General features: G+C 36.7%; 11 protein-coding genes and 1 tRNA gene. 4 read left to right on the top strand and 8 right to left on the bottom strand.

The features are described from left to right. Positions 1 to 63: 63 nt before the first annotated feature. The 5 genes from I215_RS08690 to I215_RS08670 form a co-directional block, all read right to left on the bottom strand. The gene (locus I215_RS08690) at positions 64 to 375 is read right to left on the bottom strand and encodes a DUF4286 family protein (RefSeq protein WP_008991588.1); all 312 of its coding nucleotides are present in this window, start codon (positions 373 to 375) and stop codon (positions 64 to 66) included. A 36-nt stretch (positions 376 to 411) separates the two neighbouring features. Further along, entirely contained in the window at positions 412 to 2,199 is a 1,788-nt protein-coding gene (locus tag I215_RS08685; RefSeq protein WP_008991587.1) for a tetratricopeptide repeat protein, read from the bottom strand. A 273-nt stretch (positions 2,200 to 2,472) separates the two neighbouring features. After that, entirely contained in the window at positions 2,473 to 3,744 is a 1,272-nt protein-coding gene (gene serS / locus I215_RS08680; RefSeq protein WP_008991586.1) for a serine--tRNA ligase, read from the bottom strand. A 106-nt stretch (positions 3,745 to 3,850) separates the two neighbouring features. After that, positions 3,851 to 5,176: an HTTM domain-containing protein gene (locus tag I215_RS08675; RefSeq protein WP_008991585.1), complete on the bottom strand. Its 1,326-nt coding sequence runs from the start codon at positions 5,174 to 5,176 to the stop codon at positions 3,851 to 3,853. Then, entirely contained in the window at positions 5,166 to 6,104 is a 939-nt protein-coding gene (locus tag I215_RS08670) for a bifunctional riboflavin kinase/FAD synthetase (RefSeq protein ID WP_008991584.1), read from the bottom strand. The genes I215_RS08675 and I215_RS08670 overlap by 11 nt, the downstream gene beginning before the upstream one ends. 200 nt (positions 6,105 to 6,304) lie before the next feature. Between I215_RS08670 and I215_RS08665 the strand changes: the two genes are divergently transcribed. Both I215_RS08665 and I215_RS08660 read left to right on the top strand, forming a co-directional pair. Further along, entirely contained in the window at positions 6,305 to 10,078 is a 3,774-nt protein-coding gene (locus tag I215_RS08665) for a reprolysin-like metallopeptidase (RefSeq protein WP_008991583.1), read from the top strand. Between the two features lie 21 nt (positions 10,079 to 10,099). Further along, the gene (locus I215_RS08660; protein ID WP_008991582.1) at positions 10,100 to 10,786 is read left to right on the top strand and encodes a hypothetical protein; all 687 of its coding nucleotides are present in this window, start codon (positions 10,100 to 10,102) and stop codon (positions 10,784 to 10,786) included. Positions 10,787 to 10,800: 14 nt separating this feature from the next. On the opposite strand, the gene pth is transcribed toward I215_RS08660, so the two are convergent. The 3 genes from pth to I215_RS08645 form a co-directional block, all read right to left on the bottom strand. Beyond that, positions 10,801 to 11,424, bottom strand: coding sequence for an aminoacyl-tRNA hydrolase (gene pth, locus I215_RS08655; RefSeq protein WP_008991581.1), 624 nt, complete (start codon positions 11,422 to 11,424; stop codon positions 10,801 to 10,803). 74 nt (positions 11,425 to 11,498) lie between these two features. Then, positions 11,499 to 12,110 (bottom strand): 50S ribosomal protein L25/general stress protein Ctc, encoded by a 612-nt coding sequence (locus I215_RS08650; protein ID WP_008991580.1) that lies wholly within the window; start codon positions 12,108 to 12,110, stop codon positions 11,499 to 11,501. A 23-nt stretch (positions 12,111 to 12,133) separates the two neighbouring features. Next, the gene (locus I215_RS08645) at positions 12,134 to 13,075 is read right to left on the bottom strand and encodes a ribose-phosphate pyrophosphokinase (protein WP_008991579.1); all 942 of its coding nucleotides are present in this window, start codon (positions 13,073 to 13,075) and stop codon (positions 12,134 to 12,136) included. A gap of 177 nt (positions 13,076 to 13,252) precedes the next feature. Here I215_RS08645 and I215_RS08640 point away from each other — a divergent pair. Next, positions 13,253 to 13,334, top strand: a tRNA-Leu gene (locus I215_RS08640). A gap of 238 nt (positions 13,335 to 13,572) precedes the next feature. After that, positions 13,573 to 14,129, top strand: a 557-nt coding sequence (locus I215_RS08635) for an Arm DNA-binding domain-containing protein (RefSeq protein WP_008991578.1), incomplete at its 3' end; no start/stop codon positions are given.

The following is a 14,129-nucleotide window of genomic DNA, read 5'->3' as shown; positions in this document are numbered from 1 at the left end:
CTTTCGAAGGTCAAAAATACAGTTTCCTAAGCCAATGACCATAAAAAATACATCCTGAATAATTTAATGCTCACTTAACACCTGAAGTTCGGTGGTAAAACTAACTATATTATCTGAGAAATGCTGTTTTTCTTTTGCCCTAAAGTCCTGATCGAAATCTAAATAATACCGCTCAAGGGACGTTTTGTCTTTAGCATAATACTGAACCGAAAATGTCATACCACCCATTTCTTCATCCACAAGAACCCTCAAAATCCTAGCATTTGTAAAAAGATTAGTTTGCAACATTTTAGGAATATAGGTTTCTTTCATCCACTTAAGCCATTGCTGGTGTATGGCCTCATCTACATTTACAGTTACATTGTATATATACATAACATAATATTTATTCAGTTATTCAATTGTTCTTTTCTACTCCAATTGATCTCCACGAATGGCACGATAAAGTTCCCTTGCTTGAACAAAATAGATACTATCTTGATGTTCAAAGATGATACGTTCGAGTAGTTTTTTAGCCTCTTCAGGCATATTTCTCTTTTCAAAGTTCAAGACTCCTAAATGAAAAAGGGCATCGTCCATCAGAATACCATCCGGGTAAAATGCAATAATTTTTTCATAATTCATGACCGCTTTATCAAACTGTTTAGATTTTTCATACAGCTCTCCTAGCTTTAATAAGGCTTCATCTTCAATAGCATCTCCCTTGTGATTCTCCAAGATTTCGTGTAAAATGTTTATGCTTTGCTCAGTATTGTTTTGATAGGCCAGCAAATCTGCTCTGGCATATAATTTAAGGGCTGTATGGGTGGAATCCTTCTGTATGTTATCAGAGATCAATAGTTTTAATTCCAGAGCATCATTGGCAATTAATTGTGAGGTTGAAGATTTTAAAACATTTAACTGAGTTTCTGCCCAAGCAAAATCCCCTTTGTAAAAGCTAGTTTGAGCAACTTTAAATCTAGCATATTGACCCCTTACATCATTTTTCAGATCCTTTTGAACCTGGGTGTAATAAATAAGGGCTTGATTAAATTTCTCATCGTACACTAATATATCAGCAAGGGTAATTTTTAATTGTGCTTGCATAAAACGATCTTTTGACAATGTCAACGCTTGTCTTAAAAGTTGATGAGCATTGGAAGATTCTCCCAATTGAAAGGCTAAAAATTTTGCGTATTGACTTTGAACTACCAGCGTGTTTACCGTATTCCCATATTCATTTAATAAGTCTTCAAAATCCTTTTTGATAGAATTGTATTTACCTTTTTCACCCTCTGAGATTTTCAAGTTAATTAGAGTCAATTTCGCTTGAATAGTTAATTGCAAATCCGTTGACTGTTCTATTACAAACTCGTAAATAGCTCGCGCGGTATCTTCATCTTTATATTCCAATGCCAAAACTCCCAAATCTACAATGTTTTGAAGGCTACTTGCTTGAGAGCGTTTATATACTGCCTTTTGCTGTACAAAAGCATTTCTGTAATCCTTTTGTTGTACAAACATCCAACTCAACATCTCATTCCACAGTACATCAGGATCAGATTGAGTTTTTCTTAGCAAAGTTTTTTTAAACAATATATTGTTTTCACTTTCGGGATCCTCAGTGACAAAACGGTTGAGATTCCTTTTAATAGTGGGAGCTAAATTTGGGCTCTTTTTGATCAGCTCCAGAAACATCGTATACATGAGTTCAACCTCTCCACGTTCACCATAAATGGTAGCAAGATCATAATTGAAATTCAATTGATCATTGAGCTGCATAGCCTTTTTATAACTACTAATAGCTTGGTCCAAAAGAGTTTTCGATCTAAAGGTTCTTCCAAGAATATAGGCGTAATTGGGATTGTTATCTATCAAAGAAATTGCCTTGTCGTAATAGGTGTTTGCTTTGTTGTCATTCCCCATAAGATGGTAATTATAACCAACCTCCACATAAATAACAGGGTTAACCTTATCACCTTTGGCAGCGTCCAAGAGAAGTGCTTCCGCTTCTTTATATCTTTCTAGTTGCTGATAGGTCTCAACAAGAGGAACAATCACCCCACTATTATGAGGGTTATTTTTATAAAATCGTTCATAGTAAACTACGGCTTTCTCGAAATTACCCTCTTCAAAATACTGACGTGCGATGATTTGATCTTGAGCATAGGACTCAAAATTCGCCAGAAGTATCAAAATGAAAATAATTAAAGTACGCATCTCTTGAACAATAATAAGAACGACAGCAAATTACAACGGAAAATTAGGTATAAAAAAGTTTTCTTAAATTATTGCCTCCAATTGGACTATCTTAGAAGAAAGTCCGGAATACTCCGGACTTTGCAATTCGGTGACTTGCTATTAACCAACTTAATAATAGATTTTGAAAAAATCTTCTACATCACCGTATTCTAAAAATAACGAAAATTATTGTATTCACCTAATTAGATGTTATAATTTCACAAACACACTAGTTTTGAGGTAATTGTGATTTTAATCGATTTTATCAAAACCTGTATATGGAACCAATACTTCTGGAATTTGTATTCCATCCTCAGTTTGATAGTTTTCTAAAATACCAGCCAGTATTCGTGGTAATGCTAATGAACTTCCATTTAAAGTATGTGCCAATACATTTTTTCCTGATTCGTTTTTGTAACGAAGCTTTAAGCGATTCGCTTGAAAGGATTCAAAATTAGAAACAGAACTCACCTCCAACCAACGCTCTTGTGCAGTGGAATATACCTCAAAATCGAATGTTAAAGCAGCAGTAAATCCTAAATCACCACCACAAAGTCTCAATATTCGATAAGGTAATTTAAGTTCACGCAACAGTTCCTGTACATGAGCCACCATACCATCTAAAGCTTTATAGGAGTTATCAGGATGTTCTACTCGAACTAGCTCAACCTTATCAAATTGATGCAGTCGATTTAGACCTCTAACATGCGCCCCATAACTACCCGCCTCTCTTCTAAAACAAGGAGTATAAGCTGTGCAGCAAATTGGAAAATCTTTTTCTGCCAACAATTGATCTCTGAAAAAATTAGTGATAGGAACCTCAGCAGTGGGAATTAAATATAGATTATCCTCACCGATGTGATACATTTGACCTTCCTTATCTGGTAATTGCCCTGTCCCATAACCAGAAGTTTCATTTACTAAATGCGGTACTTGGTATTCGGTATATCCAGCTTGGGTATTCTGATCTAAGAAATAAGCAATAAGAGCACGCTGTAATCTCGCTCCTTTTCCTTTGTATACGGGAAAACCTGCTCCTGTTATTTTCGCTCCTAAATCAAGATCAATAATATCATACTTCTTCGCCAGTTCCCAATGAGGCAGTGCTCCTTTAATTAACGTTGGCACCTCACCTTCTTTAAAAATCTCCTCGTTATCCTGGTCAGAATTTCCAGCTGGCACAGAAGGGTGCGGTAAATTTGGAATCGTATATAGTAGTGATTGAAGCTTCTCAGCAGTTATATTCAGATTCTCACCTAGTGATTTTGATTCCTCTTTTAAAACAAGCGACTGGGCCTTTAATTCATTAGCCTTATCTACCTGTTTGGTTTTAAACAAGTCACCTATCTCATTTGACAACTTTTTGGATTGCGCCAGGGTGTTGTCTAAATTGGACTGTAGTGTCCTGCGCTTTTCATCCAAGGCGATAACTTCTTCCACAACGGAAGTTGCGTCAATGTTTCTGACTTTTAATCGCGTGATGACCTCCTCCTTATTGTCTCTGATAAATTGTAACTGAAGCATGGAAATACTCTATTAAATTAATTTTCAAATATGTTGTTTTTATGATCCTAACAAAATTTGCTATAATCAAAGCAACAAATTTAAAGCTTTCCCTTTATTAACCTGCTTATTTAGATTCTTTTTTATACGGAAAGATCCATGGTTCATGGCCGAAGTAATGCCATGGTTGAGCAGCTAAATCAACATTGGGTTTCACAAAGTCTTGCCAAGGTCCACCGTTTATGCTTACCCTGCTCCCACTGGCAAACACGCTCACCTGATAACCTTGATCCTTATATTGTTTTTTAAGTCTTTGTGCAAATTGCCAAATCATATCAGGTTTACTTCCGATAACTCTACGTTGTTTAGCAGATAAGTACTCATTAAGATCAACACTATGCTGTTTTTTTGTTTGGTGGTTAAGTACTTTAAATTCGATCATTCCTGCCTTACTCCTAAGCATCATTCGCCAACTCATTCGATGCCCTTCCTCAGTCCAAAGTACAGGTTGGGGTATAAACAGATGTCTAATAGGTAATGCGATCTGAATAATTGCGTACATGGCAAAGAGCATTACAACCACTTTGTGGTAATAAGGTTTTTCTATTTGTCCATCTATAAAAAGTGGTTTGCGCTTTAAAAAAATCTTCCGAATTGTTTTTGGCTCAAAGAAAAATATACACAAGGCCAAAGACATATAAGGAAATATCCCTATCTGGAAGATCACAGAATTAAACAAATGAAATCCAACTGCGGCTACAAATGCCCATTTACGCGTTTTCTTTATAAGAAGTAGGGGAATAATTAAAAAATCAAAGGCAATGCCGCTGACCATTAAAAACCAATGTAACGACTCGTTTTGAAGCAAGTCCCCCACTAGGGGATAATGTATTTTGGACCCCATTAAAACCTTAAAGAAAGAAAGATCAAGCCATCCAGGGTAGAGTTTAGCGATAGCTGCATAGGTATAAACTACCAAAAGTTGAAAAACGATTAACCATTTACACCAACTATACATCCAAATCTTCTGTTGCTCTGGGCGCCTTTTCACATCCATCGACAAATACGAATGTGCTGGGAGGACCATCATAATTAAACACAGTAAAAGCAAGAGGTAATAGTGATTGTTATAGGAGGCCTTTTGCATAAAATAAACTCCAGCCCACATAAGGGTAAATGCACTCATACTAAACCTGTAGCGATATCCAATCATCACGAGAAACCCTAGCAGTCCCATAATGGCAAAGTAATAGTACATTCCATTTCCCGAAAGGGGTTGTAGAAAATCTAATCCAATATAATTGAAGGTAAATTGAGGATTGACCAAGGTATCGCGTACCCATCCAGTAAAAATAGCTCCGACACTTTCCAAAAGGATAAGCAGACCAAAGATGACCCGAAATACAATCAGTGAGTTATTATCAATTTTAGTGAAAAGAAATTTAGTCAGCATGAAGCTTTTCTATATGGGAGAGTGATACTGCTTTATCCTTTTCCAATTGAAGTCTTAATTCTTCAACAGAATCAAATTTTTGCTCATCTCTCAGACGCTGCAATAGCTCAACACTCAAGGTTTCTCCATACAAATCCCCTTGAAAATCAAATAAATGTACCTCGATTGTTTGTTTATCTCCTTGAACGGTAGGGTTAAATCCTATGTTCATCATCCCATAAAGAAGCTTTCCGCGATAAAGAGTTCTAATAACATAAACCCCAACTTTAGGGATTAGTTTATACTTCTCTTCGATATGTATATTTGCCGTAGCAAATCCTAAGTCTTTTCCAATACCTCTACCACGAGTAATCACCCCACCGAGCATATAACAATAACCCAGATACGCATTGGCTGTCTTCACATCACCATCCTCTAAGGCCTTCCTAATTTTAGTAGAACTTACTGAAACTTCATTAACCTCCTCTGCAGAAATTTGTTCAACTTCAAAACCGTACTTCTCACCATAACTAACAAGGTCCTCAATTGTCGCAGTTCGGTTTCTCCCAAAGCGATGGTCATATCCGATAATAACCTTCTTTGCTTTAATATGATCTACTAATACTTCTTTGACATACTTCTCAGCGCTCAAACGTGAGAACTCCTTTGTAAATGGATGAATAATCAATTGATCCAATCCAGATTTTTCAAGTATCGCTATTTTCTCATCAAGAGTATTGAGCAATTTTAAATCTGTTGCCTGTTGCAACACCATCCTTGGATGTGGAAAAAAAGTAAGTATAGTAGACCTCAGCTTATTCGCCTTGGCAATGGTGACCAGCTTATCGATGATTTTTCGGTGTCCAACATGTACTCCATCAAAGGTTCCAATGGTGACAACCGTGTGATAATTTTCGTCTTTGTCAAAAAGATTTCTTTTGATAATCACTTATGCGTTCTTTAATATTAAACTCATACCACAAAATAACGAATTTAAAAGAGAATAATTAAGGCTATAAGAGCGGGTATTTGTCTTTTTTTAAAATTAAGAGCGTAAATTTAACTATTTTTATTCCCTGACAGTAAGTAGAAATGGGCAAGTTTTCACGTTTATTCCTGGGGTTTTTGACCCTAATTTATTGTAGTTCAATGTATTCTCAACAAGAGGATGTATGGAGTAAATCGGTGAGTAGTGTGAAAAATAATCTCATCAAACCTACCTATACTCCGTCTTATTTTCAAGTAGAACTTTCTCAGTTTAAAAATCAACTTCCAACTAATCTAAATTCCAAGGGTTTACCTGCGGCTAGGTCTTCTAAAGCTATAATTAGTTTTCCAATCTCGGAAAATAATTTTGAACAATTTGAAGTAAAAGAGCACAGTGTCTTATCCAAGGCATTATCTGATAAATACCCTGAAATAAAATCATATAAGGGAACATCGGTTAATAATCCCTTAATACAAATTTATTTCTCAGTAGACCCTCAGGGTTTTCATGGATTAATAAAGGATAAAGCCAAAGGCAAAGTCACCTATATCAACCCAAGTAAAGACGAATCAGACACCTATTACCTTATTGATAAGGAAGGATTTAACACCAAAGAATTCAGTTGTAGGGTACAACAAAACAACAAACAATTTAGCGTAAACACGAACGATGAAGACCTAATGATGCGACCCGTCGATGACAGTACTCTTAGGACTTATCGATTAGCGCTAGCTTGTTCGGCCGAATACGCTGAATTTCATATACTGCAGGCTGATCTTAGTCCAACGGCCACAGATCAAGAAAAGAAAGCAACTGTACTCGCAGCTATGAACACTACTATAACGCGAGTAAATAGTATTTACGAAAATGATTTGGCAATCCACCTAGAGATTATTGAGGACAATGACCTTCTTATATTTTTAGATCCTGATACTGATGGACTAACCAATAATGATTCAGAAATAATTATCAATAACGAAATCCAAACACTTATTGACTCGGCAATTGGTGTAGCTAATTACGACATCGGTCATGTGTTTACTAAAACCAGTTCAGGTGGTGACGGAATTGCGCAATTGCGCTCTGTATGTACACCCAACAAAGCAAGAGGAATTACAGGTTTCTATTTCCCAGAAGGTGATGCCTTCGATATTGATTTTGTAGCTCATGAAATGGGTCATCAATTCGGAGCAACACATACCTTTAATAACTCATGCAAGGCCAATAGAACTAGTTCCACTGCGGTTGAACCTGGTAGTGGCTCAACAGTGATGAGTTATGCTGGGATTTGTCCAGATAACATCCAAGGAAATAGCGATGCTTATTTCCACGCCGTGAGTATTTCTCAAATATGGGATAACATCATATACGGAAACAGTGATTGTGCTACAGAGTCTGCCATTGCCAATCAGGCTCCAGTGATTTCAACTTTATCAAATTACACCATTCCCGCTAGAACAGCCTTCGTTTTAGATGGGGATGTTAGCGACGTGGATGGGGATGTGTTGACATATTCATGGGAGCAACAGGACAATGAGGTTGCAGTACAACCTCCTTCCGCTGAATCAAAAGTTGGACCCTTATTTCGCTCACTCCCTCCTAATACATCCTCGAAACGGTATTTCCCCTCTAAGGAGGCGTTACTCACAAACGATCTAACCCCAACTTGGGAAGTAATACCTGAAGTTTCTAGAGATTTGAATTTTTCATTATTAGTGAGAGACAACAATCCAGAAGGAGGACAAATTGCGCGTTCAAATCTTGTTGTAACGACCGTAGATACTGGTGAAACTTTTGAGGTCACATCTCAAAATACCACAGAAACTCTGCGTGGTGGAGAAGTATATACCATCAATTGGAATGTGGCTCAAACCAATGCACTTCCAATTCAGACCGATTTTGTCGATATATATCTTATCCTCGAATCAAATCTAGAAACACCCATTGTACTAAAGGAAAATACCGAAAATGATGGAGAGGCAAGAATTGTAATTCCTGGAGATATCAATAGTACAAATGCTAGAATTATGGTCAAAGCTGCAAATAATGTTTTCTTTGCCATAAACAAAGCAGTCCTTTCAATTAGTCCAGCTAACTATGCATTGATATTTGACAGTCTTGAATACCAAGTCTGTCAGCCAGAAGATATAGACATTCCTTTTACCTATCAGACCTACTCTGGTTACAATGAAACCACGACGTTTTCTGTCACAGATGCACCTGTTGGATTAGTAGTTAGTTTTAGCCAAAATCAAGCAAACTCTACAGACACCCAAGTAACCATAAGTATAAGTGGCACAGAAACTCTTGACTCAGGAACCAGTGTTTTAACTGTAATTGCAGAATCCTCCACAGGAGAACCAAAAGAGTACCCTATACAACTTTCAATGTATAATGTAACAATGGATCCTCTTGTTTTAAAAACACCAATGGATCAACAAACTGATGTTCCAATTCAAAGTATCCTAACTTGGGAAGATTATCCAAATGCAAGTCAATTTGAAGTCCAAGTATCTACGGCTCCAGATTTTAGCATTTTACTTGATAATGGCCTTGTTAATACAACAGAATTTGCCGTAGATGACCTTGAAGCTACCACAACTTATTACTGGAGAGTAAAACCAATAAACACTTGTGGCGATGGAGAATTCTCCAATACTTTCAGTTTTACAACCATCAACATCTCATGTAAATCCGAAAACAACACTGATAATGTAACAATTTCTTCTATGGGAGCATCCTCGGTCACTAGTGCCATCGATTTTCTTGAGGCAGGAGAAATTAATCAAGTTAGTGTCTTGGTTGATATCACACATTCTTGGTTAGAAGATTTAAGTATTTCATTGATATCTCCTTCAGGCACCACTATTCCATTATTAACTCAACAATGCGGCAATCAAAAGGATATCAATGTAACTTTTACCGATCAAGGCACCACGATCACATGTTTATATGAAGTTCCATCTCTTAGTGGTCAAATAAGACCTGAACAACCTTTATCTGCCTTAAAAGGTGAGCCTAGTAAAGGTTTATGGCAATTAGTAGTAGAGGACAGCAACAGTCATGACGGGGGCACCATTAATAATTTTGGACTAAACATCTGTATAAGTGGCGAGTACATTACGGATTCAGATAAAGATGGTGTATTAGATACTGATGACCTTTGCCCAAACACACCACAAGGTGCTAGGGTCGATGTCAACGGTTGCGAAATTTTTAGCATCGATGAACAAAACTATCATCTAACTCTTACTGCTGAAAGTTGTATTGACCAAAATGATGGATCCATAAAAATAGATATTGTAGATAGCAGCTATGATTACACGGTGAGACTCACAGGCAATGGAACAGATCTTTCCGTAGATTTAAATCAAACTAGCAGCTTTGCTTCCCTGTCTTCTGGTAATTATACATTGTGTTTCACAGTGGCGCAAAATCCCGATTATCAGCAGTGTTTTGATGTAGTTATCGCTCAACCTGAATTACTCTCCGTTTATGCCAAACAATTAGAGGGCGATATATTAAGACTACAGCTCACTGGTTCAGACCTATACACCATAAACCTCAATGGAAACATATCTAGGACTAATAGACAGTTTATCGAGCTTCGCTTGGACAAAGACATAAATACCCTACGCGTTAGCACCAATAAAGATTGCCAAGGAACTTTTGAAAAGATATTTGTTTCCCAGCAAACGTTTTTAGCTTATCCCAATCCTTTTCAAAATGAGGTACAACTCCAAACTCCCTTTATGGACACCTCCTTTAAAATTTCGATATATGACCTCGCTGGCCGAAGGCTAATGAACCTAGATACCAATACAGACAGCCAAGGGAACATACAGTTAGATATCATTGGACTTTCTTCTGGCACCTATGTACTAAGAGCAGAAAACAAAACCATTTCAGAGGTTATTAAACTGGTTAAACGATAATAGGAAGTAAAAAATTAATAAATGAAAAAGATAGCTCTTATACTTGGTTTAGTGATCATCACATTGGCATGTAATAGCAAGGATGACAACCCTCGACCAACCAAACCTGAGGTAGCTACCCTTTTATTTCCTGAAAAGGATGAGACTTGTACCCAGGGTGTTCTTATTGACCAAAACAGAAGTAGTATTACATTTGAGTGGGAGCCCAACAAGGGAGCAGACAATTTCACCCTAACGGTTAGAAATTTACTTTCGAACCGTATCGAAACCTATACTACTAAAGAGACTTTTAAAGAAGTTGTCCTTTCAAGAAACACCCCTTATTCATGGTTTGTTATCTCTATAAACACTAAAAGTGGAGACAGTACCACTAGTAATCTCTGGAAGTTTTACAATGCAGGAGAAGGGGTGGTAAGTTACCCTCCATTTCCAGCCGAACTTATCAATCCGAAAACAGGTAGTACTTCTTATAATACAACCAATATTGAATTGACTTGGAAGGGCACTGATGTCGATAACGATATTAAAGAATATGAAGTCTTTTTGGACTCCCTCAGTCCGCCAACTAAAAATGTAGCTGTGGGATTATCCGATCAAACGCATACATTGGCGCCTTTATCTTCGAATGTCTATTATTGGTATGTCAACACCATAGATCAGTCTGGAAATCGTACTCCATCGAGTATTGGAGAATTTAGAATCGAGTAACTAAAAACTTTTTTTCAGGTATTATTAAAAGTATTCATCGTTATTTGTACCCCAGCGGTTGCAAAAGAATTAACAAGCTCTCTTGCTCTTTCAATACGCTCTTCTAGTTTAGCTTCCTCTTCTGGGCTCCACTGACCTAGCACATATTCTATTTGTCTACCCTTTGAGAATTCAGCTCCAATTCCAAAACGAAAACGGGAGTATTGTTGTGTTCCTAATTGCAGTTGAATATCTTTTAAGCCATTGTGTCCACCGTCACTTCCTTTTGTTTTCAGGCGTATAGTACCAAAGCTAAGATTAATATCGTCTGTTATGATTAAGATGTTTTCCAAAGGTATTTTTTCCTTGGTCATCCAATAGCGAACAGCCTTACCACTGAGGTTCATGTAGGTGCTTGGCTTTAGTAAAACAAGTGTTCTTCCTTTAAACTTATATTGGGTTATAGCCCCTAATTTATTAGACTGAAAACTTAGATCTTCTTTTTTCGCCAAATGATCTAACACTTTAAATCCTATGTTATGCCTTGTGTTTTCGTATTCAGAACCAATGTTCCCAAGGCCAACGATCAAATACTTTTTCATAACATCGTGGTCTTTACTACCGCTTTTAGTTAAAAGATTTTTTAGAAAACGTATCATATTGAAATGCTATATAATTTAAAAGGCATCCCAAAATGAGATGCCTAGTAATATAGTAAATACTTTTAAAAAACTTATTCAGCCTTTTTAGCACCAGCTGCTTTTTCTTCTTTAGCCGCATCTTGAGCAGCTTTCATCGCAGCACGTGATACTCTAACTTGACATACTACAGTGTTATCTGGGTGCATGATTTTGTAATTCTCATTTGCAACCTTGGTAACATATAATTTGTTTCCAATTTCAAGTCCTGAAATATCAGCTTCGATATAATCTGGAAGGTTCGCTGGCAATGCTTTTACTTTTAGTTTACGACTGTTAAGACGTAACACACCACCTGCTAAAACGCCTGGTGCAACACCTACAGTCCTAACTGGAATTTCAATAGTAACTTCTCTATCATCTTCTAATTGATAAAAATCAATATGTAGAATAGTATCAGTTACAGGGTGAAATTGAATGTCCTGTAAAATAGCATTGTAAGATGCTCCATCTTCCAATGAAATAACTACAGTGTGCGCATTTGGAGTGTACACCAAGTCTTTAAATGCTTTTTCTTCAGCTGAAAAGTGTAGTGCTTTATCCCCTCCGTAAATAACGCAAGGAACCTTTCCAGCATTACGTAAGGCTTTGGTCGATACCTTGCCCACGCTTTCTCTTTGAGATCCTTTAATTGTAATTGACTTCATTATATATAAAAAATTAATAAATTTTACATTAAAAATTTAGAGCTTATTGAAGTATTGTGATGCACTCTGTGCATTACATCTGCAAATAACTCTGCACAGCTGATAACTCTTACTTTATCACTCTGCTGTTTCAGTGGAATTGAATCTGTAACGATCAATTCAGATAATTTAGAGTTTTCAATTTTCTCGTATGCGTTCCCTGATAGCAATGCATGAGTTGCGATTGCTCTTACACTAATCGCTCCTCGTTCTATCATCAAGTCTGCAGCCTTTGTCAAAGTTCCTGCAGTATCAACCATATCATCTACTAGAACTACATTCTTTCCTGTCACATCTCCTATTAGCTCCATGTGTTCGATCACATTGGCTTCAGCTCTTTGTTTGTAACAAATCACTACGTCGGAACTTAAAAACTTAGAATAAGCATAAGCTCTCTTAGATCCACCCATATCAGGAGATGCAATGGTCAAATTTTTCAAATTCAACTCTTGCAAGTACGGCAAGAATACAGTTGATGCAAACATATGATCAACTGGCTTTTCAAAAAAGCCTTGAATTTGATCCGCATGTAGATCCATAGTAATTATCCTTGTCGCTCCTGCTGCCTCTAATAATTTAGCAACCAACTTAGCACCTATTGGGACTCTAGGCTTATCTTTTCTATCCTGTCTAGCCCATCCAAAATAAGGTATAACCGCTGTAATGTGTCTTGCTGACGCTCTCTTAGCTGCGTCTAACATTAACAACATTTCCATTAAATTTTCAGAACTTGGATTTGTAGAACCAATAATAAAAACGCGTGCTCCTCTGACAGATTCTTCAAACGATGGTTGAAACTCGCCATCACTATATCTTGTGAAGGCTACATTTCCTAATTCCGCTCCAAAAGCTTTTGCTATTTTCTCTGCTAAAATTTTACTTTGCGTACAAGCAAATATCTTTGGATCTGGCACCGAATAAGGCATTTCTATTATGTTGTTTAATAGTTAATTAAAGTCCGTTATACAAATCGAGGTGCAAATTTAGACATTTATTTCAACTGATGAAGGATAAATCTTAGTATTTTTAGTTTGCTTATTAGATTTTTTTTATAGATTTGCATCCCTAAAATAGCACAACTCTACCTGAAGCTTTTTAGATACGCTCGAGTGGCGGAATTGGTAGACGCGCTGGATTCAAAATCCAGTTCTTTCGGGAGTGTGGGTTCGATTCCCACCTCGAGTACTTTTAACATATCAAATGACATTAAAACCCTGTAAAACATCAGATTTTACAGGGTTTTTTAATTCCTTATATTCATTTAAATTCAATTGATATCAACCAAAACGTGCATCATTAGGGGACACTTTGGGTGTCACTACAGGTGCGCCCGAATAGATGTTAAATACTTATAAATCAGTATTTTGAAATTTTCATGTTTGCCTATTTTCAACTACCTTTAAAAGAGAAGAAGGTGTAACCTATGCAAGATTTATTATCCATATTATTTTATATCAGAAAAAGTAAAGCGCAAGATTTAGAACTTGGAACTATTTATTTACGCATTACTTATAGTGGTGAGCGTTCCGAATTAAGCACCTTTTTAAAAGTGAGTTTAGAGAAATGGAATGCCAAAGCCAAAAAGCTAATGGGTAGCTCTCCCGCTACCAAAGAAGTAAACAGAAACCTAGAAATAATTAAAAAGAATGTATATCGGGCTTATCAGGAAATGATGGATAAGCAACAGGTAATCACAGCTATGAAAATTCGTAATAGGTATTTAGGAAAAGATGGTACAAGAAAACATATTCTTGAAGTGATTGAAGAACATAACATAAAAATGGCAAAACTAGTTGGTAAGGATTATACGGCTAGAACCTTGCAGCGCTATAAAACAACCAAAAGAGATATATGCGATTTTAACAAAGCTACTTATTCTATACTTCCCCCCACTGGTTGGACAAAAAAATTAAAAATAAGTAAGATAATGGTGTTGAAAGAGGGCCGGGGGGCTTCATCGAGTTGTGCTACCGAAGTAGT

This window comes from Galbibacter marinus (assembly GCF_000300875.1).
Classification (GTDB): Bacteria; Bacteroidota; Bacteroidia; order Flavobacteriales; family Flavobacteriaceae; genus Galbibacter; species Galbibacter marinus.
Note: the sequence above shows the minus strand (reverse complement) of the source record. Positions and strands in the feature narration are given on the sequence as shown.